The organism is Microbispora bryophytorum (assembly GCF_043197435.1).
GTDB classification, from domain to species: domain Bacteria; phylum Actinomycetota; class Actinomycetes; order Streptosporangiales; family Streptosporangiaceae; genus Microbispora; species Microbispora bryophytorum.
On the sequence record NZ_JBICTF010000004.1, the window covers coordinates 809,099 to 833,995 of the forward strand.

The 24,897-nt window shown below is 70.3% G+C and carries 19 protein-coding genes; 11 read left to right on the top strand and 8 right to left on the bottom strand.

Annotated elements, in window-relative coordinates; genetic code table 11:
• Nucleotides 1-7 precede the first annotated feature (7 nt).
• The 3 genes from ACGFIB_RS17225 to ACGFIB_RS17235 are packed head-to-tail and all read right to left on the bottom strand — an operon-like array spanning nucleotide 8 to nucleotide 2,814.
• Nucleotides 8-1,324, bottom strand: a complete 1,317-nt coding sequence (locus ACGFIB_RS17225) for a hypothetical protein (RefSeq protein ID WP_393372699.1) — start codon at nucleotides 1,322-1,324, stop codon at nucleotides 8-10.
• A gap of 9 nt (nucleotides 1,325-1,333) precedes the next feature.
• Nucleotides 1,334-1,834 (bottom strand): cupredoxin domain-containing protein, encoded by a 501-nt coding sequence (locus ACGFIB_RS17230; protein ID WP_393372702.1) that lies wholly within the window; start codon nucleotides 1,832-1,834, stop codon nucleotides 1,334-1,336.
• 29 nt (nucleotides 1,835-1,863) lie between these two features.
• Entirely contained in the window at nucleotides 1,864-2,814 is a 951-nt protein-coding gene (locus tag ACGFIB_RS17235; protein WP_393372826.1) for a copper resistance protein CopC, read from the bottom strand.
• Between the two features lie 281 nt (nucleotides 2,815-3,095).
• On the opposite strand from ACGFIB_RS17235, the gene ACGFIB_RS17240 reads away from it, so the two are divergent.
• From ACGFIB_RS17240 to ACGFIB_RS17265, 6 genes are all read left to right on the top strand, one after another.
• Complete coding sequence (locus tag ACGFIB_RS17240; protein WP_393372705.1) at nucleotides 3,096-3,659, top strand: dihydrofolate reductase family protein; 564 nt, start codon at nucleotides 3,096-3,098, stop codon at nucleotides 3,657-3,659.
• Nucleotides 3,660-3,811: 152 nt separating this feature from the next.
• Nucleotides 3,812-4,633, top strand: a complete 822-nt coding sequence (locus ACGFIB_RS17245; protein ID WP_229689555.1) for an ArsR/SmtB family transcription factor — start codon at nucleotides 3,812-3,814, stop codon at nucleotides 4,631-4,633.
• A 200-nt stretch (nucleotides 4,634-4,833) separates the two neighbouring features.
• A complete protein-coding gene (locus tag ACGFIB_RS17250; RefSeq protein WP_393372708.1) occupies nucleotides 4,834-6,537 on the top strand; it encodes a serine/threonine-protein kinase in 1,704 nt (567 codons plus the stop codon).
• Nucleotides 6,538-7,137: 600 nt separating this feature from the next.
• Nucleotides 7,138-8,490: a hypothetical protein gene (locus ACGFIB_RS17255; RefSeq protein ID WP_393372711.1), complete on the top strand. Its 1,353-nt coding sequence runs from the start codon at nucleotides 7,138-7,140 to the stop codon at nucleotides 8,488-8,490.
• 994 nt (nucleotides 8,491-9,484) lie between these two features.
• Nucleotides 9,485-10,768 (top strand): outer membrane protein assembly factor BamB family protein, encoded by a 1,284-nt coding sequence (locus tag ACGFIB_RS17260; protein ID WP_393372715.1) that lies wholly within the window; start codon nucleotides 9,485-9,487, stop codon nucleotides 10,766-10,768.
• 111 nt (nucleotides 10,769-10,879) lie between these two features.
• Entirely contained in the window at nucleotides 10,880-12,370 is a 1,491-nt protein-coding gene (locus tag ACGFIB_RS17265) for a hypothetical protein (RefSeq protein ID WP_393372717.1), read from the top strand.
• 64 nt (nucleotides 12,371-12,434) lie between these two features.
• Here the strand turns inward: ACGFIB_RS17265 and ACGFIB_RS17270 are convergent, their stop codons facing one another.
• The 5 genes from ACGFIB_RS17270 to ACGFIB_RS17290 form a co-directional block, all read right to left on the bottom strand.
• Complete coding sequence (locus ACGFIB_RS17270; RefSeq protein WP_393372721.1) at nucleotides 12,435-14,672, bottom strand: CotH kinase family protein; 2,238 nt, start codon at nucleotides 14,670-14,672, stop codon at nucleotides 12,435-12,437.
• Nucleotides 14,663-15,493: a polyphosphate polymerase domain-containing protein gene (locus ACGFIB_RS17275; protein ID WP_357265580.1), complete on the bottom strand. Its 831-nt coding sequence runs from the start codon at nucleotides 15,491-15,493 to the stop codon at nucleotides 14,663-14,665. Before ACGFIB_RS17275 ends, ACGFIB_RS17270 begins: the two co-directional genes overlap by 10 nt.
• Nucleotides 15,490-16,095, bottom strand: coding sequence for a DUF4956 domain-containing protein (locus ACGFIB_RS17280; protein ID WP_393372724.1), 606 nt, complete (start codon nucleotides 16,093-16,095; stop codon nucleotides 15,490-15,492). The genes ACGFIB_RS17275 and ACGFIB_RS17280 overlap by 4 nt, the downstream gene beginning before the upstream one ends.
• Before the next feature lie 545 nt (nucleotides 16,096-16,640).
• A complete protein-coding gene (locus ACGFIB_RS17285) occupies nucleotides 16,641-17,135 on the bottom strand; it encodes a GNAT family N-acetyltransferase (protein WP_393372728.1) in 495 nt (164 codons plus the stop codon).
• Between the two features lie 125 nt (nucleotides 17,136-17,260).
• Nucleotides 17,261-18,739 carry an MFS transporter gene (locus ACGFIB_RS17290; protein WP_393372730.1) on the bottom strand — a complete coding sequence of 493 codons (1,479 nt, stop codon included), beginning with the start codon at nucleotides 18,737-18,739 and terminating at the stop codon, nucleotides 17,261-17,263.
• Nucleotides 18,740-18,843: 104 nt separating this feature from the next.
• On the opposite strand from ACGFIB_RS17290, the gene ACGFIB_RS17295 reads away from it, so the two are divergent.
• The 5 genes from ACGFIB_RS17295 (at nucleotide 18,844) to ACGFIB_RS17315 (ending at nucleotide 24,896) form a co-directional block, all read left to right on the top strand.
• Nucleotides 18,844-19,314, top strand: a complete 471-nt coding sequence (locus ACGFIB_RS17295; protein WP_357250704.1) for a MarR family winged helix-turn-helix transcriptional regulator — start codon at nucleotides 18,844-18,846, stop codon at nucleotides 19,312-19,314.
• 340 nt (nucleotides 19,315-19,654) lie between these two features.
• Entirely contained in the window at nucleotides 19,655-21,118 is a 1,464-nt protein-coding gene (locus ACGFIB_RS17300; protein WP_393372734.1) for a M14 family zinc carboxypeptidase, read from the top strand.
• 146 nt (nucleotides 21,119-21,264) lie between these two features.
• Nucleotides 21,265-22,155 carry a MurR/RpiR family transcriptional regulator gene (locus ACGFIB_RS17305; RefSeq protein ID WP_393372736.1) on the top strand — a complete coding sequence of 297 codons (891 nt, stop codon included), beginning with the start codon at nucleotides 21,265-21,267 and terminating at the stop codon, nucleotides 22,153-22,155.
• A gap of 246 nt (nucleotides 22,156-22,401) precedes the next feature.
• Nucleotides 22,402-23,874 carry an AAA family ATPase gene (locus tag ACGFIB_RS17310; RefSeq protein ID WP_393372739.1) on the top strand — a complete coding sequence of 491 codons (1,473 nt, stop codon included), beginning with the start codon at nucleotides 22,402-22,404 and terminating at the stop codon, nucleotides 23,872-23,874.
• 95 nt (nucleotides 23,875-23,969) lie between these two features.
• Nucleotides 23,970-24,896: an MBL fold metallo-hydrolase gene (locus ACGFIB_RS17315; RefSeq protein WP_357250884.1), complete on the top strand. Its 927-nt coding sequence runs from the start codon at nucleotides 23,970-23,972 to the stop codon at nucleotides 24,894-24,896.
• The last annotated feature ends 1 nt before the right edge of the window (nucleotide 24,897 follow it).

Consider the following 24,897-nt stretch of genomic DNA (forward strand, 5'->3'; position numbering starts at 1 on the left):
TTCGCTGTTAGGCGGCGAAGAGGAGAAGCAGCCCCACGACGGTGTAGACCACCATCAGCACGAGCAGGGGAATCTGCCCGAGGACGGCGGTCCGCCGGGGAAACAGGGCCAGCGCGCGGTCGTGGGCCAGGACGGTGCCCAGCACGTGACCGATGACGATGACCGTGACCTGGAGGGTGGCGACTCCCGCGGGGGTGGTGCCGAGCGCCTGGATGGTCCACCCGGCGGTGCCCAGCCAGTTGGCGCCGGTGTCCAGTGGGTCGGACAGCAGGGCGATGGTCCGCTGCCCCTCCAGGAGGAACAGGGTGTAGTAGTGGGCGACGATGTATCCGACGGCTATCGGGACTATCGAGTGGGCGATCTCGCCCGCCGTCGTGCCGGGCCGGGCCGCGCCCCATCGGCCGGCGAGCGCGGTCGCGGTCCGGTAGGCCGCGAGCACCAGAGCGATGACGATGACCAGACCGGCGGTGCCCGTGACCGGGGCCGGCACCGCGCTTTCCTGCACGAAGCGCACCCATACCGGAGCGTTGGACAGGCTGTCGTACATGGTGGAGCCCAGGAGCACGACCACCAGCGTCGTCTGTCCCGGTGCCGGTCGCAGCCCGGCCATGCCATCGAGGGAATTGCGCCAGGCCACGACGCCGTCGCCGCGTCTGGCCGCCGGGGCGAGCCTGCCCACGAGGCCGCTGTAGACCTCAAAGGGGTCGGCGTGGTCGAACCAGCGGGAGCCGAAGACGACCGCTCCGGCGAGCGTGAGCACGGCGTAGGCCGTGAGCCAGGCCCCGATGACCGGCAGAGTGGCCCGTTCGGGGGCGACGAGTTCCAGCCACACGAAGGCGAACAGGCCGGCGCAGGCGGGCCAGTATCCGACGCCTGAGGGCAGTGGCCGCAGGCCGAGCTCGGGGTCGCGTCCGAGTCCCCGGCAGGCCAGCAGGTGCAGCGTCCGCAGCGGGTTCAGGCAGCGCCACACCGGGCCGAACAGCAGCGACAGCGGCACCAAGCCGACCCAGAACAGGACGTAGAACGCCCCGGCGGTGGGATTGTCGGCCTCGTCGGGACCGAAGATCAGTCCGACGCAGAAGTACGCCGCGGCGACGAGCCCGGCGATCCGCCAGAACCACCGCCAGGCGGGCGCGCTCATCGCTGTCTGGACGGCGGCCGGCAGCGAGCGGGCGCCAGGAGAGTCGCCGCCCAGGCGCGGTTCCTTCCACAGTGCGCCGAGCGCCACGAACGACACCAGCAACGCGAGGGCCGCGCCGATCAACACGGCCGAGAACGGGATCGGCAGGTCCTGACGGCCTCCGACGCCGTGAGCCAGCAGCATCCCGGCGGCCTAACGCACGACGAGCTGGAACAACTGCAGTCCCGACTCGTGGGTTTCCATCTCGAACAGGCCGGTCTCGTCGGCGACGAACTCGATGCTCGCGGGAGTGCCGGGCTGCAGCTCGGCCTCCTTGTCGTACCCGTGTAGATGCGCCTCGTCGGCGGTGTCGCTGGTGACGGTGATACGCACCGTCTGGCCCTTGGTCACCTCGATCCGGTCCGGCGGCGGGGTGACCTTCCGACCGGCGATGGTGACGGTGATCTCCTTCACGGCCGGGTCGGCGGGGGCGGCTGCGGCGGACTCGCCGGGGGCGGCGGGAGCCGACTCGGCAGCAGCCGGGGCGGCCGGCTCGGTGGATGCCGGGGCGGCGGCCTCGGTGGACGCCACTGCGGCCGACTGGGCGGGAGCGGCGGCATCCGACCCGCCACAGGCAGACGTGGCCATCAGCAGGGCCGCGCCGAGTGGGAGCACGACGAGCAGCGGGCGCAGGCGTGCAGGGGCGATCACCATGGGGGGTTCTCCTGAAAGGGCGAGGCGTGTCAGCGTCGCTTGGTGGATTTGGGGCGGTGGGGGGTGCGTGGCGCCGGGGCGCGTGAGGGTTTCTTGGCCTGCGGGCGGCCGGACGGCCGCTCGGCCGCCGTCGTGGCGGGCGCGGGCCGCCGCGCCGCCCGCACCACCAGGGCGCCCGCTCCCAGGACGAGGACCGCGGGCACCAGCCATACCGACAGCCCGGTGCCGGAGTCGGCCGGCTGCGCTGCCCGGGCCGCAGTGCCCGCAGTGCCCGCAGTGCCCGCAGCGCCGCCGGGTTCGGACGCCGCGGCCGGGCTGCCGCCGGCCTGTGTAGCCGCGGCCGGGCTTGCGCCGGCCTGTGTGACCGCGGCCGGGCTGCCTCCGGCCTCTGGCACCGTGGGGCCCATCGCCGAAAGGCTGCCGCCGGCCGCCGGCTCATTGGACTGGGGGCTGCTCCCTGGCTCGGCCGAGGCGAGCAGGCTGGGGTCGGGCTCGTTGACCGGGGCCTGCCAGCCCTTGGGCGGCGCCGAGGTCTTGCCCTTGTACGTGAACCGGAGCTCTCCCTGCACCGGCTCCCCGTCGGAGGCGATCGACAGATACCGGACGACGTACTCGCCCCGCGCCGGCCAGTAGGCGACGGGGACCTGCGCGGGGAACCCGGTGTTGTACACGCTCGGTTCCCAGAAGCCGTTGACCAGGTTGTACTCCTGGACCGGCTTGTCGAGACGCTTCGGCTGACCATGCGTCCAGGGCTGGTCGACCCGGGCGCCGCCGGGAGCGGTGACCGCGAAGTACGCGTTCGGGGCGGGTGCCTCGGTGAAGTAGAGGGAGAGGGACTCCAACGGCTCGCGCACCGTGCCGTCCTTCGCCGGTGTCGACATCGCGAGCTGACCGTGGGCGAAAGCGGGCGTCGCCAGGGTGGCCATGGCCATCACGCCGACGACGACTGGCAGAAGCAACCTGCCCGACCAGCGCGCCATCGTCACTTCTGCTCTCCATGCGGTACGACCCCTGGGCGGGGGAGATGCGGCTTGGGCCCCTGGGGCCAATTCCGTCGAGATTAACGACTTTCGCCCCAAAAGAACAGAACTCGGATCATTGACACCAGAAGTAGACGACGTTGCGGTCTGTGACCGCACCACGCTTTCAGGGCCCGCTCGAACAGGTGAGCCCTCTCAGGGGCCCCGCAATCTTCGCCAAGCAGGCGCCGCCGGACGTCCCGGGGTCGTACTGTCGAACCTGTTGGCGAGGAGGACCTCTGATGCGCAGCGTGACGTACTCCATGAGCGTCTCACTTGACGGCTACATCGTCGGGCCGGACGGCGAGTTCGGCTGGTCGGCGCCCGACGAGGAGGTCTTCCGCTTCGTCACCGGCGAGATCCGGAAGGTCGGCGTCCACTTGCTGGGACGACGGCTGTACGAGACGATGCTGGACTGGGAGACCGCCGACCAGGATCCGTCGCTCGACGACTTGATGCTCGAGTGGGCCGCGATCTGGAAGCGGCTCCCGAAGACGGTGTTCTCCACCACGCTGTCGGCGGTGCAGGGCAATGCCCGCCTGGCCTCCGGCGGCCTGGCGGAGGAGATCGAGTGGTTGCGAGCCGAGCCGGGGGAGAGTGAGATCGCGATCGGCGGTGCGACTCTCGCCGCCGAGGCGGCGGCGCTGGGTCTGATCGACGAGTACCGGGCCCGGGTCTATCCGGTGCTGGTCGGCGGCGGCATTCCGTTCTTTCCCCGGCGCGAGCGCCAGGTGGATCTCGAACTCGTCGAAACCCGCACCTTCAACTCGCAGGTCGTCTACCTCCGCTACCGCGTGGCGCGCTGATCCTGTCGCCGCCCAGTCCGGTGCGCGTGCGCTCCGGCAGCTGGGAGGCCGTGCTGACGATCATCAGACCTCACAAGGGCCTGCGTGGCCGCGCGTCTTGACAGGCAACCATCCGGTTGCCTAAGTTACAGGCAACCGAAAGGCTGCATATCGTGGATGGCAATCCGAGTACGAGCGCGGGCCTGGACGAGGTGTTCAGGGCGCTGGCCGATCCGAGCCGGCGTGCGCTGCTCGACTCGCTCAACGCCCGCAACGGGCAGACGCTGCGCGAGCTGTGCGCCGGACTCGACATGACCAGGCAGTCCGTCAGCAAGCACCTCGCGGTGCTGGAGGAGGCCGGGCTCGTCGCCACCGTACGGCGGGGCCGGGAGAAGCTGCACTACCTCAACGCCGCGCCCGTGCACGAGATCGCCCATCGGTGGATCAGCCGCTACGACCGGGCCAGGGTCCAAGCCCTGGCGGACCTGAAACTCGCCCTTGAGGAGACCCCGATGGATGCGCCGACCTTCGTCTACACCACCTATATCCGCACCTCGGCGCAGAAGCTCTGGCAGGCGCTGACCGAGCCCGCCTTCACCCGCCGCTACTGGGCCACGGAGTTCACCACGGACTGGTCGGCCGGCTCACCGATGACCTGGGACAACCACGGCGTACTGATCAGCGACCCGGAGCAGGTCGTGCTGGAGGCCGAACCCTACAGCCGGCTCTCCTACACCTGGCACGCCGTCACCCCTGAGCTCGCCAAGCGCTTCGGCTGGGACGAGGAGTTGCTCGCCCGGCTGTCCGCCGAGGCCCGCTCGAAGGTCACCTTCACGCTTGAGGAGGCCGGGCAGGTCGTGAAGCTCACCGTCGTGCACGACGGCTTCGAGCCCGGATCGAGCCTGGCCGAGATGGTCAGCCACGGCTGGCCGAACGTGGTGGCGAGCCTGAAGTCGCTGCTGGAGACCGGAGAGCCGCTTCCGGACGGCGCGTGACCTCCCCGACCAGGGCCCGACGACGTCGCGAGGTGCCGCCTGGGCCGGCCCGCCTGGGCGAACGCCCAGAGGAGGGCGGCGGAAGCGCTCGATGAGGGTTCTTCCGATCGACCTGGGTGGTGCGGGCTCGCCTCCGTGGCCGCGTCCGGCTGTCGTGAGGCATATCGTCCCGCGCTCCCGCGTCGCTAGGGTTCGGTGCCATGGTCACCCCTCTGGACCCCGACGACCCGCGCGTACTGGGTGAGTTCACACTGCGGGGGCGGCTCGGCGAGGGCGGGCAGGGGGTGGTGTTCCTCGGCCTGTCGCCCCGCGGGGAACCGGTCGCGGTGAAGGTGCTCAAGTCGGGGCTCGACTCGTCGGTGCGGGAGCGGCTGGTCCGCGAGCTCGACGCGATGCGCGGTGTCGCGCCCTTCTGCACCGCCCGGGTGCTGACCGCGGTGGTCGATGGGCGGATGCCGTACGTGGTGAGCGAGTTCATCGACGGGCCGTCTCTGCAGCAGCGGGTCGATGCCGGTGGTCCGCTGCGGGGCGGGGAGTTGGAACGCCTCGCGGTCGGCACGGCCACGGCGCTGGCGGCCGTTCACGCGGCCGGGATCGTGCACCGGGACTTCAAGCCGGCCAATGTGCTGCTGGGGCCGGACGGCCCCCGGGTGGTGGACTTCGGCATCGCCAGGCACGGCGCGAGTGACACGATCACGGCGGGCCCGGTCGGCACCCCGGCCTACCTTGCTCCCGAGCAGATCGCCGGGGATCCGGCCACGCCCGCCTGCGACGTGTTCGCCTGGGGAGCGACGATCGTTTTCGCCGCCACGGGCTGGCCGGCCTTCGGCGCCGCCAGCGTCCCCGCCGTCCTGCACCGGATCCTGACCGCCGAGCCCGACGCCTCGGCACTGCCCCGGTCGCTGCGCGGAGTGGTCGAACGATGCCTCGCCAAGGATCCCGCGCGCCGGCCGGCCTCCCGCGACCTGCTGCTGGAGCTCGTCGGATCCGCCCCCGACCCGCTGCGGGCGGGCGCGGCCGCGGCGACCACCAGGCCGGAGGGCGTATGGCGGGGTGGGACGACCGCGATCCTCCCGGCCTTCCCGGGTCCGGCTCCCGATTCGGGTCCCGGCCTGGCCGCGGGTTCGGGTTCGGGCTCAGGTAAGAGTCCGGGTTCGGGTTCGGCTGGGGCGCTTTCGCCGGGCCCGGAGACGACCGGGGCGGGCGGCCGCCGGCAGGCCTCCCGTTTCGGGATCGTCGCCGGGGCGGTGACAGCCGTGGCCGCGGTGTCGGTCGCCGCCGCACTGCTGGGGCCGCGCCTGCTGTCCAGCGAAACGGCTGGCACCTCGACGCACGCCACCACGACGACGACCGTCTCGCACCCCGCCGGCTCACCGGCGCCGCCCGCCGGCACCACGCCGGGGGAGACCGTCACGGACTACGGCGGCACGGGCCAGGACGACACGGGCCAGGACGACACGGGACAGGACGGGGCAGAGCAGGATGACGCCGGCCAGGACGACACCATGACGACGGACGACGCCTTGGACGATTCCTCTGGGGACGCCACAGAGACTCCGAAGGCCACCGCCGTGCCGTCGACGACGCCGGGCGGAACGGTTCCGGCCGCGTTCGCCGGCACCTGGGGAGGCCACCTCGAGCCCGACCAGCTCGTGGGAACCAGCGAGACCGACGTACAGATCGTGCTGGAGCCGGGCGGACGCTCCGGAAGCTGGAAGGACACCAACAGCTCATGCCGGGGGAGTCTGACGCTGACGCGCAGCTCCGGCACGGCACTCGTCTTCCGGCTGGACAAGTGCGCACCAGGCAGGATCACCCTGGTCCAGACCGGCGAGGGGCTCGCCTACCGAGGGGACGGCGACGAGGGCGACGTCACCTTCCAGGGCCTCTTGGTCAAGGACTGACCACTCCGCATGGAGACCCTGGGGGTGCGGCACCCGCGGACAGTACGCATCGCTGAGACCGGCGTGGTCGGTGAGCGATGTTGATCGTCGCCGATCAGCGACTGCCCCTGCCCGTTATCGCCGATTGAGCCGGAGGTGCGTGGATTCACTCCGGCTGATCCGCTGAACGGAGGGTGGACGGCATGGCGCTGCGATTGATGGATCGTTCCAGTGGGACTGTCCCTCGATATGTCGGGCCAGGTGAAATGGCCACACTCCTCCGCGAATAGCTGGAAAGGGTCCGACACATTCGGTGAAGGGGCTCGAAACTCCTGGTCAGCGACATATCGAGAGTGTGCGTGGGCGCATCCGGGGAAGTGCCGGTGCCCGCTTCTTAACCACTGATACGCTTTACACCTTTCGGTAACTCTGAGCATTTACGGGGCAAGAGTGACGACGGGGCCCGGTTATCACCAGCAGTATCCGCCTCAGCCGCCGCCGCAGTGGCAGTCTCAGCCTCCACCTCCGCCACCGCAGTGGCAGTACGGCCCTCCGCCGCAGCAGTGGCAGGCTCCGCCTCCCCCTCCGCCTCCTGGGCCCGGACGCAGGACCGGGCTGTGGGTGACGCTCGGGATCCTGTCCCTCGTCCTCGTCGTCGCGGTGGGTGCGGGGGTGGGCCTCGTCCTGCGGGGCGGCGGCTCCGGCGACTCCGGCGACGACGCCACGGGCAAGGCCGCCACCGACTCGAACACGGTCGTCGTGAAGGACGACGAGATCACCAAGCTGGTCCAGTCGCACAGCAGGGCGCTGGCCTCGGGTGACGCCAAGGCATTCACCTCGATCTTCGACCAGAAGAACGCCGGTCTGGTCCGCGACCAGGCGAGAGTCTTCGCCAACCTGCGCAAGATGCCGCTGGCCGAGAAGTCCTACCAGGTGTTGCGCCGCCAAGGCCGGGCTCAGGACAGTTTCGGGCGGGGCGTGAAGTTCACGCAGGACGTCGCGTTCGTCCACCGGTTCGACGGCATCGACCTGCGCCCGGTGTCCGAGTGGTATCGCTGGACCATCGAGAAGGCCTCGCCGAACGCGCCCCTTGTCGTGACCAAGGTGCAGGGCGCGCCGCCGACGATCAGCGGCGAGGCGTCGAAGACGATGTACTTCCCCGGGCCGTGGGACGTCTGGCCGGACATCGTGGTCGCGAAGGCGGGCGACAGCATCGTCCTCGCCAGGCCGCAGGACGCCGCTCTGGCCCGGCGCGTCGCACCGACCGTCTCCGCTGCCGCCGCGAGCGACCTCGCCTTCTGGGAGAAGAACGGCGATCCGGACGCGGCGGTGCCGACCGGGTTCGTGGTGGCGCTGGTCGAGGGAAAGGCCCAGCTCGGCAAGTTGTTCCGTACGGCCAAGGCGAACGAGGCCGGCGTTTCGATCCCGATGCCGAGCTGGGGGGTCGGGAACGACACCGTGAAGATCGGCGGCACCCGCGTCGTCATGGACACGACGTCGGAGTTCTTCAGGAACAAGCAGGGGATCATGGAGATCTCCGAGCACGAGCTCGCGCACTCGCTCGTCGCCGGGCTCGACAGTGCGCAGTTCGCTCTGTTCGGCAGGGCGAACTGGATCACCGAGGGCTTCGCCGAGTACGTCGCCGGCCGCAGCCAGCCGATCGCGCAGAACCGGCGGGCCGACGAGGGCCGTGCGTACGTGGCAGGACGGCTCGCCATGCCGTTCGACGGGAAGCTGCCGTCCAACGCCCTCTGGGACTTCAAGCAGATGACGAGCGTCAACTACCTCATGGGGCATGTGGCCATGCGGTTCATCGCGCAGAAGTACGGCGAGCGGAAGCTGGTCGAGGGCGTGGTCGCGGCTTACCGGGCACCGGGCGACGACAGCGAAGCCGCCCTCTTCAAGGTGCTCGGTGTGACGATGGCGGACTTCGAGCAGCAGTGGGCGGGCTACGTCCGCGCCCAGTTCGCGTGATCGGGGGAGAGGCATGACGGATCAGCACAACGGGGACCCGTACGGCGGGCCCACACCGCCCACTCCACCCGCAGCTCCCACACCGCTCTTGCCGTACCACCCCAACGGTCCGGGTGGGTCGGCCTACGGCGGACAGGAACAGCCTTACCTCGGCCAGGGACAACCGGGTGACGCCGGAGGCTGGGGCCAGCCCGCACCGAACCAGTCCGCACCCGCTCGGTCGGCGTACGGCCAGCCGGCCTATGGCCAGCCCGCGTCCGGACAGCCGGCGTCCGGTCAGCCGGTGTCCGGTCAGCCGGTGTCTGCTCAGCCGGTGTCTGCTCAGCAGGCCTATGGTCAGCAGGCCTATGGTCAGCAGACCTACGGTCAGCAGGCCTATGGTCACCCGGCACCGGCTCAGCCGACGTACGGGCAGCCGGGTGGTCAGGGGCAGCTAGGTGGTCAGGGGCAGCGGGGTGAGCAGGCCGGGCCGGGCCCGCAGGCTCCGTCGGTGTACGGACCGCCCGGCCAGAGCGCGCCGTGGGGTCCGGGCGCCCCCGGCGCACCGGCGCCGTACGGCCAGCCGGGTCAACCTCAGCCGGGCCAACCCCAGCCGGGCCAAGCCCAGCCGGGTCAGCGTCAGGGATATCCGGGTCAGGGATACCCGGGTCCGGGCCAGTCAGGCCAAGCCCAGCCGGGTCAGGGTCAGCCGGGTCAGGGATACCCGGGTCCGGGTCAGCCGAGTCAGGGATACCCAGGCTCGCCGTACCCGCAGTCCTGGGGGCAGCCGCAGCCGCAGCCGGGCCCGGCCGGTCCGGCCCCCGCTCCACCCGGGCAGGGCCAGACGCCCTGGTATCCAGGCGGGCAGGGGTACGCGGGGCAACAGGGTCATCCCGGTCAGCAGGGGGGCTACCCCGGCCAGGGCTATGGCGCCCCGGGACAGCCCGCCCAGGGGCTTCCACCGCAGCCGCAGCCGCAGCCGCAGCCGCAGGCGCGTGCCGGCAAGGGCAAGCCGGTGCTGTTCGTCGTGCTCGGGCTGGTTGTGCTGCTGGCGGTGGGCGCGGGGACCGCGTGGCTCGTCGCAGGCGGCGGCTCCGCCACCGATTCCGGTTCCGGTGGGGGCGCAGGGGAATGGTCCGTCCCGCTCGCGAGTGCCGACAGCATGGACTTCACCCAGGGACTCGCGTTCGCGGGCTGGCTGACGGACAAGACGGTGATCCGCGTGCAGCGCGACGGGGTGCTCGCCTACGACCTGACCTCGGGCAAGCGTGCCTGGGGCACCCCCTCGCCCGGCGACCAACTCTGCGGCGCCACCTCCGGCCTGACGAACGGCAAGGGCGCCGTGGCGTACGGCAGCGACCAGTTGTGCGACCACCTGGCCGGGGTCGACGCCGCGACAGGAAAGATGACCTGGAAGATCAAGATTCCGGCGGAGAAGTCCCGGCTGGCCAACTCACTCACGGTGCCCCGGATCATGGATGCGGGCGATGTCGCGGTGGTGTACGCGAACGACATCCTGTCCGGCTACCGCCTGTCGGACGGCGCGAAGCAGTGGACCGCCCAGCTTCCCCAGGGCTGCCACATCAAGGACATGAACACGGCGGCCACCCAGGTGGCCCTGCTCCTCGACTGCACTTTCGAGGGCTCGGGCGGCCTCGTGCAGGTGCTCGACCCGAAGAGCGGCAAGACCGAACTACGCTCCAAGATCGGTGAGCTCAGCTTGATGAGCCTGATGCTGTCGGCCGACCCGCTGATCGTCCGGCAGGAGGAAGGCGACAAGAGCACCTTCACGGTCCTCGACGACCGGGGCGCCAAGGCCAGCGAGTTCACGACCGGCAAGGTGGACATGCTCCCCATGAACACGGTCGCCTTCGTGGACGGGATGTTCGAGCAGCGCCGCTACCTCGTGCAGGGGGGCCGTCTCTACCTCACGACCTTCCCGCAGAACGTGCCGGGCAAGGCTCGGTCGAGCGACAAGGTGCTCGCCTTCGACCTGAAGACCGGCAAGCAGGTGTGGGAGTCGTCCGGCACCCAGCCGACGATGCTGAATCTCGTCCGCGCCGACGACCACGGCCTGCTCACGCTGGAGGTCGGCGACTGGCGCGACCTGCCTCCCCGGCTCGTCCGCCTGGACGCCGCCACCGGCAAGGCGGCCGAGGTGGCGCAGTTGCCGCAGAAGTACGGCACCGAGGGAGACGACGCGCGGGTCTTCGAGCGGAACGGCGCCGTCGTCATCGTGCCGTGGACCCCGGTCGCCGTGAAACACGCGGTCGTCTACGTCCACACCAAGGAGAGCTGACCGGGCCGGTCCCGGGTGGCGGCGGCCGAGAACTCGCATGCCGAAGTGATCAGGGCAGGGCAGTATGTCCCCGTGGATCATGTCCTGTGTGGCCTCGCCGAGAATCCGGCTTTGCCGTCCGATCTGGTGGACCTGCTGGTCACGATTGCCGACGAGGACATCGCCTCCAATATGGCCTGGCGTGCGGACCTGACCCGTGCACAGGCGGTGGCGCTGGTCTCACGCGTCGAAGACAGCGCTGCCCGGCTCGCGGAGCGGGGGCTGCTGACAGCCGCCGACATCGATCCGGTGGCGCAGCCGCTCGCCGCGCTCTGCCTGCTGACTGAGGGGGCAGGCCGCCCGGAGTGGGCGCGCCTGGTCGCGGCGGATCCGGATGCCGGCTGCCGGGAGCGGCTGGCCGCCTGCCCCGGCCTCCCGACCGACGTGGCGGAGACCCTCGCCGCAGACACCGCCATCCGGGTCGTCGCGGAGCTCGCACTGTGGACGACCTCGGACATGGCGGAGCGGCTCGCGGAGCACCCGCATGCGGAGGTCCGCCGTGCGGTGGCCGCGAACGAGGCGACACCGCCCTCGGTGCTGGCCGCGCTGCTCACCGGTGAAGGGCTTCCCCCGGCTCGGCGGTGCGTGGTCTGCGATCGGAAGGAACCGCCGTTCGTCCACGATCAGGACTGCGCGGAGCCCGACTGCGAGCTGCCGTCGGGTGCCTCGTGTGACGGCTCCCACGAGTCCACGGTCCACGACATGCAGCAACAGGCGCTGAGAAACCCGGCCACGCCCGCCGCTGCCGTGCTCGCCTTCGCCGGTCATCCCTCGATGCTGCTGCGATGGGAGCTGGCTGGGCGCACCGACCTGCCTCCGGAGGTGTACGAACGCCTCGCCGGCAGCCCGGAGCCCGGCGTCCGCGGAACTCTCGCGGACAATCCCGCGATCGACGACCGTCTGATGCAGAGGCTGGCCACCGACCCCTGTGACGACGTGCGGCGCAGCCTGGCTCACAACCCGCGCGTGCCGCTGGACGTGCTCACCCGCCTGGCCGGAACCGTCAGAATCGGTCCCACCCCGCTGCCGCGGATCGCCACGGCCACGCCGGCCGAGGTCGAAGAACTGGCCGCCTCGCCGGATCCGGCCGTGCGGATGCTGGTGGCCGAACGGCGCGACCTGCCGTCCGGGATCCGCGACGCGCTGGCCGCCGACCCCGACGCCAAAGTGCTCAAGTCCATCGCGCCGCACCCGGGCCTGTCCGAAGCGCGACTGCGGGCCATGGTCGACCGGCACGGCGTACGGGTTCTCGTCAGAGTGGCGAGGAATCCGGACGTATCGGCGGCATTGCTGGAGGACCTGGTGCGGCACCGGCCGCCGGTGAAGAAGGCGTTCCGCGAGGTCGCACGCCATCCCAACGCGACGGCCCTGGCGCTGTCGGCGTGCTTGCAGGACTGGCAGGCCAGGCCGGTCGCTGCGGGACACCCGGCCCTGCCACCCGAGGTCATCGTCGAGTTGCTCGCGGACGACGAGTGGCAGGTGGTGGAGGCGGCCGCCGCCAACCCGTCGCTGCCGCTCACGGTGATGTCGGCGCTGGTGTCCTCACGCGGTCAGGTGGGTTGATTCGCCCGTTGCGCAACGAGGTCCCGTCCGATGGCCGGACGGGACCTCGTCGACCCGCTTCACATCATGGGCTGGTGCAGGTGAGCGCCGGGGCGGCCGAGGATCCTCCGCCGAGGAAGCCGAAGGTCGTGGTCGCGTTGGCCGCGAGCGAGCCGTTCCACGCCTCGTTGCGCACCGTCACGGCCGAACCGGAGCCCGAGCGCACGCCTCCCCACAGCTGGGTGATGGTCTGTGAACCGGGCCAGGCCCAGTTCACGGTCCAGCCGCTGATCGCCGCGTTGCCCGCGCGCACCGTGACCTCACCCTGGAAGCCGCCGGGCCAGGAGTTGACCACCCGGTACGTCGCCGAGCATGCGCCGGACGCTCCGCCGGACGGCGAGGGGCTCGGGCTCGGCGAGGGGCTCGGGCTCGCGCTGGGCGAGGGACTGGGGCTCGGCGAGGGGCTCGGGCTCGCGCTGGGTGAGGAGCTGGGCGACGGGCTCGGTGACGGGCTGGGGCTGGGCGAGGGGCTGGGGCTGGGGCTGGGCGAGGCGACCGCACCGCCCCACCCCGCCGTCGAGTCCAGCCAGGTCGCGCGGCGCAGCGTCCAGTCGCGCAGGTACTGCACCTGGCCCTGCCAGGTGGACGCGGTCGGAGTGGTGAAGAAGCCGATGGTGCGCGTCGTGAGGTTCGGCCAGCGCTGGAAGTTCCGCTGCGCGGCGTTGGTCAGCGGCTGGGCGAGACCGTCGATCCTGCTCTGCAGCGCGGCGTCGGACAGCACGCCGCGGCGCAGCTCCTGCCAGCGTGCCCTGACCTGGTCGACGAAGGCCGGATCCCGCATGAGCTGGGTGAACCAGTCGCTGGCGACCGGCTGCCGGGTCTGCTGATACTGCCAGCCCGCGGTCTGGTCGTTCTGGAAGAACCCGCCCACGCCGAACGTGAGGTCGTAGTCCCACAGCGGACCGGCGAAGATCTTGGTGTCCCGGTCCTTGTAGAAGTAGGCGCTGCGGTAGGTGGCGTCCATGTTCCGGCTCAGCTCGTAGACGATCAGCTGATCGATGAACGAGCCGACGTCGATGTACGCCCGATAGCCGGTGTCCGGGTCGGCGAAGTTCTGCGAGTGCAGCACGTCGTGGAACTCCTGGATGTAGCCCCGCAGCCAGTCCTTCTGCTGCGACTGCAGCGGTGAGGGGTCGACCACTTCGAGATAGGTCCAGCAGGTGGCGGACGACCCGCTGCACGGCAACGTCGGCTCCTCCGCGGCCATCCACTCGAACTTCCAGATGTATCCGCCCGTGAGCTTCGGCAAGGTCGTGTCGTCCTCGTCCAGCTGCTTGAGGTCGAGGCGGTTCTTCGAGTTCTTGATCGTCTCGGCGAGCATGTAGACGCCCATGTAGTCGTCGGCGCCCACCGGACCGGCGTCGGTGTTGAGATAGAGCTCCACGAACCGATACCGGGGAGCCTTCAGCCCCATCTCCTTACCGAGGTCGTAAACCAGGGCCTCGCGGATCAGCGACTTGTCGGGGAACGGCCCGCGCAGCACCCAGTCGGAGTCGGCGGGCATCCCCAGCACCGGGTAGTCGGCGTCGTCGTCATCGTTGTCCCAGAACTCCAGGCGATAGGGCGCCTTCTCGAACGAGGCCGACGACTGCCCCCGCAGGTGGACTCCGGAGCGGGTGGCGACGGCCGGAGCCGCGGTCAGCGACGCCGTCGCGCCACTGCCCGGGTCGAAAATCATGGTGGCGGCGTCGAGGTAGTCCCGGCCGGGCTTGCCCTTGCCGTACGAGTCGATCAGGACCAGCGGCAGGTCGTGGGCCGTGGTGGTGGCGGTGGCGACGTACATGGCCGTTCCGGGCTTTCCGGACGCCGTGCCGCCGGCGAAGGCCTGTGCGCGCAGTTGGGTGGTGCGGGTGAACTGCAGCGGCTGGCCGCCGTACAGCGCCGACTGCGCGGTGGGCGGCGTTCCGTCGGTGGTGTAGCGGATCTGCGCGCCGCCGGCCGCGGTGCTCAGCGACACCGAGACCTGCCCCTGGAAGGTGCCGCTCGGCACGGAGAAGGCGATGTCGCCGGTCAGGTCGTCGGCAGCCGCAGCCGCAGCATCGGCGGTCGCCGCGGCCGCGGCGGAGGCGGTGCTCGTGGCGCGGCCGGCCGACCCGGTGCCGGAGGCCGATCCGGCGCCCGCCGATGACGGGTACGCGTTGAGGGGCCCGGCGAGGAGCCCGGTGAGGAGCCCGGTGAGGAGCACGGTCACGAGCACGGCGACCGCCGTCCTCGTGGTACGGCGAGCCGCCGTGACGCCGGTGCTGCGGAGCGTCAGACGCACGATGCCTCCTGTTCGGGGCGGTGGGAGATGTCGGGCGCCGGGTCCATGGGCGACGCGGTGCCGTGGAAGTGGCGGCGCAGCGTCCGCCGCCAGGGCACGTCGGGCAGATCGGGGCGGAGGGCGGCCAGACCGGTGGCGTACTTGGAGATGCGGGCGGGTCTCATCCCGGCCCGCCACAGCATGCGGTCGACCGGGGTGGCGGCCGAGGCGCTCTTGGTCTCGACCACAGCGAGGCCGGGCAGGCGCAGCGCGCGGCCGTCGTGCCGCCAGGCGAGCTCGGTGTCGACGGTGACCCGGCTCGCGGTGTCCGGCAGCAGCAGGGTGGCACGGTGATATTCGGTGACCAGGACCGGTTCCAAGGAGCTCCTGGCGGTGGGACCGATCGACTCGCGGGCGAGCGCCTCGTCCACGAAGTCGCGCCCGAGGTCCACTGTGTCGCGGTCCCGCGGGTCGTAGGGCAGCCGGTGTTTGGTGATGCTGCCCCGCGCGCCACTGATCTTGACCTCCAGCCAGCACTGGGCGGAGTCGAGGTAGGTGCGGGTGCGCACCTTGAAACGCCGGCGCCGGCGATAGGCCGCGCAGTGGTAGCTGGTCAACTGAGGGGTGTCGAAATACACCGACTGGTAGCGGAAGGTGCGTTCGCCGTCGATGTCCAGGGCCTGGGCGTACGGCATGAGCCGTTCCAGCAGACGGGGCAGCGCCTCCGCCGGGACCAGATACTTGCGGTCCACCCGGGTCTGCAGCGCGGCCCGGTCGACCAGCTCGTCGAGCCCGACGGGGGCCAGTCGCGCAAGGGCGGTCCCGATGGGCATCGTGGTCATGGGCGTGCTCCGGCCGGTGCGGGCGCCTCGGGTTCGGCGGTCAGCGCCCGGTCGGTCAGCGCGTACCGGACGTCGACCACGGTGGTCTCGTTGACGAGGTCGAGCCGCTGGACGGTGACGGCGTGCACCCGGGCGTCGAGGAGTTGTTCCAGGTGCGCGACGAGCGCGACGTGGTCGGTGAAGGCCGAGTCGAGCACCAGGATCTGGTGCCGGTAGTGCCGGAGCAGCCGCCGGTGGTCGCCCAGGAACATCACCACGAGGATGAGCGCCATCATGCCGCCGCTGAGCCAGACCGAGGAGGTGCTCACCGCGCCGAGGATCCCCAGGGCGAGGGCCGAGAAATAGTAGGCGACCTCGTGCTGGTCGAGTTCCGTCGAGCGCAGGCGGATGATGGAGAGCACACCGAACAGCGCCATCCCCAGCCCGAGCCCGGCGCCGGCGTTGCCGGCGCTCAGCGTGCTCGCCACCGCGAGGACGCCGATGTTGACCCCGAGGTAGGAGACGACCAGGTCACGGCGGCGGTGCCGCGGGAAGTAGAGCCCGAAGACGAGCAACCCCACCGAGCAGATGTCGATCGTGAACAGGACGAGCTGCGCCACCACGTTCGTTCCTCCTGAGTCGCCGCCGGGATGGGCAGGACACGCCCGCATCTCCACACGGGCGTGTCGAAACTTTCGAATGTCAAAAGAAAGTTTCGGGAACTCGTGCGGAACAATAGGTGAATCCGCGGTGCCGCGTCAATGAACATCTGACACGGAGTCATGTCCGAATTGGCGGAAGATCGCTGATCGGCAATTAATCAGGGCCGGTGCGTCGTCGTTCGTCGATAGCGATGCGCCATTCCGACCGAGGCGTCTCCAGCTGAAAGTTTCACTACCCGGGCTCGAAAATCGGGAGCACCCGATTACCGCATGGCCGAGCCCGGGGGGCACATACGCGGAAGGCCGGACCGCCGTCCTCCCGGTCCGGCCTTCCGTGGGCATGACGAGGACCGCTATCCGGCTCATCAGGACCTCGAACGCCTCCTGCCGGCGGGCAGGGTCTCCGCTGTGGCATGCGGCCCACCGCAAGATCAGTAGTTCTCGCGCATGGATGATCAGTGGTGGCGGCAGCCTTCCTGCAGCCGGTCCACCGGCAAGATCACGGTCTACGGCTGAAGGTCGCGCTGGTACCAGGTGCCTGACTTGCCACCGAGATCGGCCGGGGCGGCCGGGCCGACCGGGACGAACCCGGCCTTGGTCAACACCTTCTGGGACGCGACATTGTCGTGGGAGGTGGCCGCCCGTAGTGTGCGCAGCCCGTGCCGCGCCGCCGCCAGCCGGCAAAGCTCCTGGACAGTCGCGGTCGCCACGCCGCGGTCGGCGACCTGCTGCGCGACCCGGTAGCCGAGTCTCGCAGTGCCGTCCTCCAAGTCGTACAGGTTGAACCGGGCCAGAACCGAGCCGTCATGAGCGACGAGCACGTAGAAGGCGCAGATACCGGCCTCCTGCTCGGCCAGCGAGGCGTTGTACCGGTCGGGGAACTGGTCGAAGAACTCGTCGCCGCGGTCGGAGATCGAAGCAGCGAAGTAGGTGCGGTTCGCCAGCTCGAAGGCCAGGACCGCCGAGGCGTGGTCGGCATGCAGCTGCTTCAGCTCGGGCATTGCCCGACTTTACCCAGATCCTGCGCCGAGGCCACCTGAGTTTCCGCCAGCGGCGGACAGCTGCATGAAGTCGTCATCGGGCCTGAGGTGAGGCTATGCGTGTGGAAAGGACCCGAAGGTGACTGCTAGGGGGCGATCGTCGCGTCGGTTTCGGGACTGGGCGCCATGGGAGCCGTCTTTCCCAGCCGGGTGTCGATCAGGAGCAGGGCGGCCAGCGCGGCCACGAGCAGGATCCCCGCCGCCCACCCCGTCGCGAGGTTGTAGCCGTGAACCTGGCTCTGCACGCTGGAGGCGTTGGCGGCGAGGTAGGCCGCCGCGCCGTTGGCCGCGACGGTGTTCAGCAACGCGGTGTCGAGCGACGCGCCGGCCTGCTGGGAGACGTTGAACATCGCGCTCGCCACGCCCGCCTCGCTGGGCCGTACGCCGAACGTCGACAGGTCGAGCGCGGCCGGCAGGACGAGGCCCATCCCGATGCCGATCAGGATGAAGGAGGGAAGGACGCCGGACGCGTACGCGCTGTCGGCGTCGAGGCGCGTGAGCAGCGCCATCCCCACGGCCCCCAGCAGCAGGCCGGTCCCCATGATGAACCGTGGCGCGACGGTCGTCATCAGCCGGCTGCCGAGACCCACGGCCAGCATGACCCCGAGGGTCAGCGGCAGGAAGGCCAGCCCTGTCCGCAGGGCGGAGTAGTGCTTGATGTCCTGCAGGAAGAAGCTGATGAACAGGTAGGCGCCGAAGGGCCCGGCCATCATCATCGCGACGACGAGGTAGGCGCCGCCGCGTCCGCGATGGCGGAGGATCGGCAGAGGGAGCAGAGGGTTGCCCACCCGGGCCTCCGCCAGCAGGAACAGGGCCAGCAGGACGACGCCCGCGGCGAGCGGCACGATGGTGGCCGTCGCCGTCCAGCCGTCCTGCGTCGCCTTGGTGAACCCCCAGACGATCGCCACCAGGCCGGCCGTGGCGAGTGCCGCTCCGAGGAAGTCGTATCCGGTCCCGACCTCGGCGCGGGACTCGTGCAGGAACACCACGACGCCGAGTGCGGCGACGAGGGCGATGGGAGCGTTGACGTAGAGCACCCAGTGCCAGCTCAGCGATGTGGTGAGGATTCCGCCGAGGATCAGCCCGATCGGTGATCCCGCGGCGACGACCCCGCCGAAGACCCCGAACGCGGCACCCCGCTCCTTGGGGTCGGTGAAGGTCGTGGCCACCAGGGAGAGCGACGCGGGCGCGAGCAGCGCGCCGAACGCTCCCTGCGCCACTCGGGCGGCCAGCAGCATCGTCAGGCTCATCGCCGCGCCACCGGCCGTCGAAGCGGCGGCGAAGCCGACCAGCCCGATGAGGAGCGCTCGCCTGCGGCCGGCGTAGTCGCTGACCCGCCCGCCCAGCAGGAGGAGTCCTGCGAAGGGGAGCGTGTAAGCGGTGATGACCCACTGCCGGTCGGCCGCCGTGATCGCCAGGTCGGCGTTGATGGAGGGCAACGCCACATTGATGATCGTCATGTCGACCACGATCATCAGCTGGGCGAGCGCGACCGAAGCCAGCCCGAACCATCTCCGGCGATCGGGGTGCGACGACTCCGTCCTCTGCTCGGTGCTCTCCGTCATTCGGCTCGTCCTTCCGCATGGACCGGGGCTCATCGAGCGCAACTGTAACAGCACGACTGACAATCAGGTCAACGGTTTATCTGTGTCGCTGCTAATCTCTCGGCATGACCACCGAGGTGCCCCGGGCGTTGTCCGGCCGTCTCAGCTACCTGCTCGGCAGGCTCTACATGCGCGCCCTCGACCTGGAGGCCCGGCGACTCGAGGCGCTGGGGGTGACCGTGAAGCAGCAGGCGGTCCTGGCGCTGCTGGCCGACGAGGGCCCGATGACGCAGCAGCACCTGGGTCAGCGCCTCGGAATCGACCGGACCACCGTCGTCGCGGTCGTCGACGGCCTCGAACAGGCGGGGTTCGTCGAGCGTCGACGTAGCCCCGCGGACCGGCGTGCCTACCTGCTGACGCTCACGCCGGACGGCGTACGGGCGGGGGAGCAGGGGCACGGCCTGGTGAGCGGGGCGGAAGCCGAACTCCTCGGTGTGCTCGACGAGGACGAACGGCGGACGCTCACCGAGCTCCTCGGCCGGGCCGTCCAGGGCCGGGGCCAGGGCCCCGGCGATGCGGGCGCTTCGCCCCGATAGCGAGCGCGCAGGCCTCCGGGCATACGGCGTCGAGTTCCGCGATCCTGACAAAGCCGTCTCACATCTTCCCTGGACAGCGCGCGACGGAGAGTGAGCTCCCGCCGTGGTTCTTCCCGCACCTTCGGTATTTCGTCCGGGTGCGAGAAATCACCGACGCATTGTCGGTACGTGCGGAGAAGGCCGCCGATCAGCGGTTGACAGGCTTACATTCACCCCACAGACTTACTGAAACTTTGCAGTCAGCGACTGTTCGCGAGCTGTCGCGTACTGCCGAAAGACGGCTCGGAGAAAAGGATGCGTTTTCGTTTCCCGCTCGTCCGCGGCTGAGAAAGGTTTCAGTATGTCTTCAGGAGGCACGTCCCCCTCCACTGCCTCTGTCGTCAGGAAACGTGTTGTCACGCTGGCGCTGGGCGTCGGCTTTCTGGGAGGTCTCGGCATTCCGGCCGCCGGCGCGGATGTCGCCGCCGCCGCGCCGGGCCCCCAGGCGGTCGTCCAGGAGCAGGCGCCGAGCCTGCCCAGCGGGCGGACCACCTACCGGACGATCACGGACTACAACGACGAGATGCTGGCGCTGAGCGCCCGGCATCCCGGCCTTGTCAAGCACATCACGCTGCCGCACAAGACCCGCCAGGGCCGGGAGGTGTACGGCATCGAGGTCACCCACGACGTCGACGCCGCCGACGGCAAGCCGGTCCTGCTGATGATGGGCGTCCACCACGGCAACGAGTGGCCCTCCGGCGAGCACACGATGGAGTTCGCCTACGACCTCATCGGCAACGACGGCAAGGACCCCCGGATCACGCGCCTGCTCGACACGGCGCGGGTCATCTTCGTCCCGGTCGTCAACGTCGACGGGTTCGTCATCAACCGGCGTACGAGCTGTGGCCTGTCCCCGACGTGCGCGAGCAACGCCGGCGTGGACATCAACCGCAACTACCCCTTCGGCTGGGGCAGCAACGCCGGCTCCAACGCGACGACGCGTGGCCCGGGGCCCGGCTCCGAGCCCGAAGTGCAGAACATCATGGATCTGACCAAGAACAACCAGGTCACCGTCCTGATCACGAACCACACCTCCGGCCACACCGTCCTGCGCCCGCCGCTGGAGAAGCGGGCGGGCGACGCCCCGGACGAGGCCGTCTACGCCGCCCTGACCGACGCGATCACGGCCGAGAACGGCTACACCGGCATGAAGTCGGGCTTCGACTACGAGACGACCGGTGAGACCCCTGACTGGTCGTACTACGCGACCCGCGGTCTCGGGTTCACCTTCGAGATCATGAAGACCCAGTCGACCAACAACACCTACTCCGAGGTGATCGAGGACTACACGGGCACCGGTCGCTACGAGGGCAAGTCGAACCGCGAGGCGTTCATGGTGGCCCTGGAGTACGCGGCCGATCCGGCGGCGCACTCCGTCATCACCGGCAAGGCGCCGAAGGGCGCGGTCCTGAAGGTCACCAAGGACTTCGACCTGTGGACGGCGCCGATCCGGCAGGCGGGCGACGTCCTCGACCCGCCCCAGAGGGTCCCCACCCACCTGGAGTCGACGCTGGTCGCGCCCACCAACGGCAAGTTCGCCTGGCACGTCAACCCGTCCGTACGGCCGGCTCCGGCCTACACCGAGGCCGGCGTCGTCGCCACCGGGCCGGGTAACTTCATCAAGGAGAGCTGGACGCTCACCTGCGCCCGCCCGACCGGCGAGGTTCTGGAAACGGTGCACGTGACCGTCGACCGGGGCGAGAAGGTCGACGTGCGGCTGCAGGAGTGCAAGACGAGGTTCAACGGCAACGGCCCGAAGAACTGACCGACATCACGACGCGATGTAGCCGGGCGGTCCCTGCGGGGGCCGCCCGGCGGCGTTGCATCCGGCAGGCGCTTCGCGATTCATGAGTAGGGCGACCGGCCCGAGGGCCGGGTTCGCCACTCCTCGAAGAAGGGAAGTGTTCCAGGATGAGGCACGTCCCAGAGACCGGCCGGTCGCTCGCCGTGCTGGACGCCTCCCGGATCGTCGCGAACCTGCGCACGCTCTTCGACGGCCGTCGTCTCTCGCCGTCGCAACGCCGGATCGCGCGCTACCTGCTGGACAACGCGCAGGAGGCCGTCTTCTTCACCAGCGCGGACCTTGCCGAACGCGCCGGCGTCAGCCAGCCGTCGGTCACGCGCTTCGCCGCCGCGCTCGGGTTCCGCGGGTTCCCGGAGTTCCGGGAGGCGCTGCGCACCTCCGTGTTCGGCGAACGGCCGCCGGCCGAGAAGGGCGACGGCTACAACGAGATCCAGGAGCTGGTCAACTCCGAGATCCGCGACCTCGAACGGCTGCGCGACGGCCTGGCCGACCCCGGTCAGCTCCGGCGGGTGGCCGACCGGCTGGCCAGGTCGAGCCCGCTCCTGGTCATGGGCCTGCGGATCAGCGCGCCGCTGGCGCATCTGTTCGGCTACCTCGCCGAGAAGGTGCTCCCGGACGTACGCGTCCTGGACGTGCCGGGCTCGATCCTGGAAGACCGGCTGAGCAGGGCGGCGGAGTCGGGTGCCGAGTGGGTGCTCGCCATCGGACTGCCGCGCTATCCGCGTGAGCTGGCGGAGGGGCTCGTCTGGGCGCGGCGGGTCCGGCTGAAGGTCGCCCTCGTCACCGATCAGCCGGTGGGCCGGCTCACCGAACTCGCGGACGAGGTCCTGCTGGCCCCGGTGAGCTCGGGCTTCGCGTTCGACTCCCACGCCGGCCCGACGGTCCTGTGCACCGCGCTGCTGCACACCATGCTGGACACCCTCGCCGCCGAGGGACAGACCCGGCTGGAGGCGTTCGACGACAGGGCCGCGGAGCGTCAGGTCTTCCTCACCGGCTGACCCGGCGACCGCGTCGCGGTGCTGGAGATCGCCAGGGACTCGGAGCCGCTGCGCCGCGCCGTCGCCTTCGTTGCCTCGGGCCCGCGTGCGAGGCCTTCCGCCCGGTGGCGGACCACGTGTTCCCGCTGGAGGAGGTCGTGGAGGCTCACCGGCACTGCTGGACACCGCGGAGCGGGCGTCCGTACAGCCCGGCTGTTTTAGGACTACAGTTTATATAACTGTAGTCCTATACCTGTGAGTGTGCCCATGGACAAGCCGGTCGGGATGTTCGACCGCGACTACGAATGGTCCGCCTTGACGCGGTTCATCACCGACGAGCAACCGGGCGCGACTCTCGGAGTGGTCTCCGGGCGACGGCGCCAGGGCAAGACCTTCCTGCTGGACGCGGCGTGTCGTGCCGCAGGCGGCTTCTACTTCGGAGCGACCGAGGCGGCCGATGCCGAATCGCTGCGCCGGTTGAGTGCCGCGCTGACCGCCCATGCCCGCCCTGCCACCCCGTATCACTTCGCCGACTGGTCCGAAGCCCTCGACGCACTCCTGGCTCTTGGCTCCGAGCGGCCCACCTCCGTCGTGATCGACGAGTTTCCCTACCTCGCACGGGCGAACCCGGAGTTGCCTTCCCTCATCCAGGAGGCGTTCCGGCCGATGCGGGATCAGCGCACCACATCCCGTACGCGTCTGTTGTTGTGTGGTTCGGCGCTGTCCTTCATGGGCCGGCTCTTGTCCGGGAACGCGCCGTTGCGCGGACGGGCGGGGCTGGAACTGCTCGTCCGTCCGCTCGACCACCGTCTGGCCGCCGAGTTCTGGGAGATCTCCGATCCGGCGCTGGCTCTCAAGGTCAACGCCGTTGTCGGCGGCACGCCCGCCTATCGTCGCGAGTTCGCACGGGGTGACACTCCGGCGGGACCGGAAGACTTCGACGACTGGGTGGTCCGCACTGTGCTCAACCCGGAGACACCCCTGTTCCGCGAAGCCCGCTATCTGCTTGCCGAGGAGCCGGACCTGCGTGACAGCGCCCTGTATCTGTCCGTGCTGGCGGCCGTCGCCGACGGCAACGCCACGCGCGGGGGCATGGCCGGCTACCTGGAACGCAAGGCGACGGATATCGCGCATCCCATCAACGTGCTCGAAGACGCAGGCCTGCTGCACCGCGATTCGGATGCGTTCCGGGACAACCGCGCCACATACCGCATCTCCGAACCGTTGATCCGCTTCTACCACGCCATCATGCGGCCGGTCTGGGACCAGCTGGAGCGACCGGGCAGCGCCGCCCGGGTCTGGCAGGCCAGCCGCCGCCGCTTCGTCAGCAATGTCCTCGGCCCGCATTTCGAGCAGATCTGCCGGGAGTGGTCGCTGCATCATGCCGATCCCGACCTGTTCGGCGGGCTGCCTGCCCGCGTCGGTCACGGTGTCGTCCACGATTCCAAGGCCAGAACCGGTCACGAGGTGGACGTGGCCGTGATCGGCATCGCTGACGGCGGCAAGCCGCCGCTCCTGGCCATCGGCGAAGCCAAATGGAATGACACGATGGGAATCGCCCACGTCGAACGTCTCCGGCACATCCGCGACTTGATCGCCGCGTCCGGCCGTTACGACACTACGCGTACCCGTCTCGTCTGCTTCAGCGGCGCCGGATTCAACGACAAGGCGGCGGCCCAGGCGAGCGCCTCACCCGATGTGCACCTGATCGACCTCCCGGCTCTGTACGGCCGGAGCTGACGGGCGAGCGCAAGGCCATCCCCCGAGCGGGGACGTGGGCCTCCGTCGATAGGGTCCCCTGGGGTAGGACGCCGACGAGGGGGATCGTGAACGTGATGGAGCGGGCCGACGGGGCTGGGCTGCGTGAAGTGGTGCCGGGAGTCTTCGCCTGGGTGCAGCCGGACGGCACCTGGTGGGTGAACAACGCCGGAGCCGTGGCGGACGACGACGGCGTCCTGATCGTCGACACCTGCGCGACCGAGGCGCGCACCCGGCGCTTTCTCGGCGCGGTCGCCGAGGCTACCGGCGGCGCCCCGGTCCGGATGGCGGTGAACACCCACCAGCACGGGGACCACTGCTACGGCAACAGCCTGCTCCCGTCCGACACGGTCGTCTTCGGGCACGCGGCGATGCGGGAGGCGTTGCTGGCCGATCCGATCATCGACGGCTGCCCGCCGGCGTGGACGCCGGTGCCCGACTGGGGACACGTGACGCGCCGCCCGCCGTCGGTGGTCTTCACCTCCGAGCTGACCGTCCATGTGGGGGCGCGCCGCGTCGAGCTGCGGCATCCCGGTTACGCCGCCCACACTCCCGGGGACGTCGTGGCCTGGCTTCCCGGCGAACGGGTGCTGTTCGCCGGGGACCTGCTATTCAACGGGCTCACCCCGATGGTGCTGATGGGGTCGGTCGAGGGGGCGCTGCGGTCGCTGGACTGGCTGGCGGCCTTCGCACCCGAGCACGTCGTGCCGGGACACGGGCCGCTCGCCACCGCCTCCGAGCTGCCGGAGGTCCTGGCCGCGCACGAGCGGTACTACCGCTTCGTCCTCGACACCGCCCAGGCGGGACGTGAGAACGGGCTGACCCCGCTGGCCGCCGCGCAGGCGGCCGACCTGGGGGAGTTCGCCGGATGGGCGGACGCCGAGCGCCTGGTGCTCAACCTGCACCGTGCCTACGCCGAAGCCGAAGGCGGCGAGGTGGATCTCCTCGCCGCCTTGGGCGACGCCATGACCTGGAACGGCGGGCCGCTGCCCACTTCAGTCTGAA

What these genes read in the sequence shown, in the direction of transcription:
- ACGFIB_RS17225 (WP_393372699.1), bottom strand. Translation starts at nt 1,324, where the DNA reads ATGCTGCTGGCTCACGGCGTCGGAGGCCGTCAGGACCTGCCGATCCCG.
- ACGFIB_RS17230 (WP_393372702.1), bottom strand. Translation starts at nt 1,834, where the DNA reads ATGGTGATCGCCCCTGCACGCCTGCGCCCGCTGCTCGTCGTGCTCCCA.
- ACGFIB_RS17235 (WP_393372826.1), bottom strand. Translation starts at nt 2,814, where the DNA reads ATGGCGCGCTGGTCGGGCAGGTTGCTTCTGCCAGTCGTCGTCGGCGTG.
- ACGFIB_RS17240 (WP_393372705.1), top strand. Translation starts at nt 3,096, where the DNA reads ATGCGCAGCGTGACGTACTCCATGAGCGTCTCACTTGACGGCTACATC.
- ACGFIB_RS17250 (WP_393372708.1), top strand. Translation starts at nt 4,834, where the DNA reads ATGGTCACCCCTCTGGACCCCGACGACCCGCGCGTACTGGGTGAGTTC.
- ACGFIB_RS17275 (WP_357265580.1), bottom strand. Translation starts at nt 15,493, where the DNA reads ATGACCACGATGCCCATCGGGACCGCCCTTGCGCGACTGGCCCCCGTC.
- ACGFIB_RS17285 (WP_393372728.1), bottom strand. Translation starts at nt 17,135, where the DNA reads ATGCCCGAGCTGAAGCAGCTGCATGCCGACCACGCCTCGGCGGTCCTG.
- ACGFIB_RS17290 (WP_393372730.1), bottom strand. Translation starts at nt 18,739, where the DNA reads ATGACGGAGAGCACCGAGCAGAGGACGGAGTCGTCGCACCCCGATCGC.
- ACGFIB_RS17295 (WP_357250704.1), top strand. Translation starts at nt 18,844, where the DNA reads ATGACCACCGAGGTGCCCCGGGCGTTGTCCGGCCGTCTCAGCTACCTG.
- ACGFIB_RS17300 (WP_393372734.1), top strand. Translation starts at nt 19,655, where the DNA reads ATGTCTTCAGGAGGCACGTCCCCCTCCACTGCCTCTGTCGTCAGGAAA.
- ACGFIB_RS17305 (WP_393372736.1), top strand. Translation starts at nt 21,265, where the DNA reads ATGAGGCACGTCCCAGAGACCGGCCGGTCGCTCGCCGTGCTGGACGCC.
- ACGFIB_RS17310 (WP_393372739.1), top strand. Translation starts at nt 22,402, where the DNA reads ATGGACAAGCCGGTCGGGATGTTCGACCGCGACTACGAATGGTCCGCC.
- ACGFIB_RS17315 (WP_357250884.1), top strand. Translation starts at nt 23,970, where the DNA reads ATGGAGCGGGCCGACGGGGCTGGGCTGCGTGAAGTGGTGCCGGGAGTC.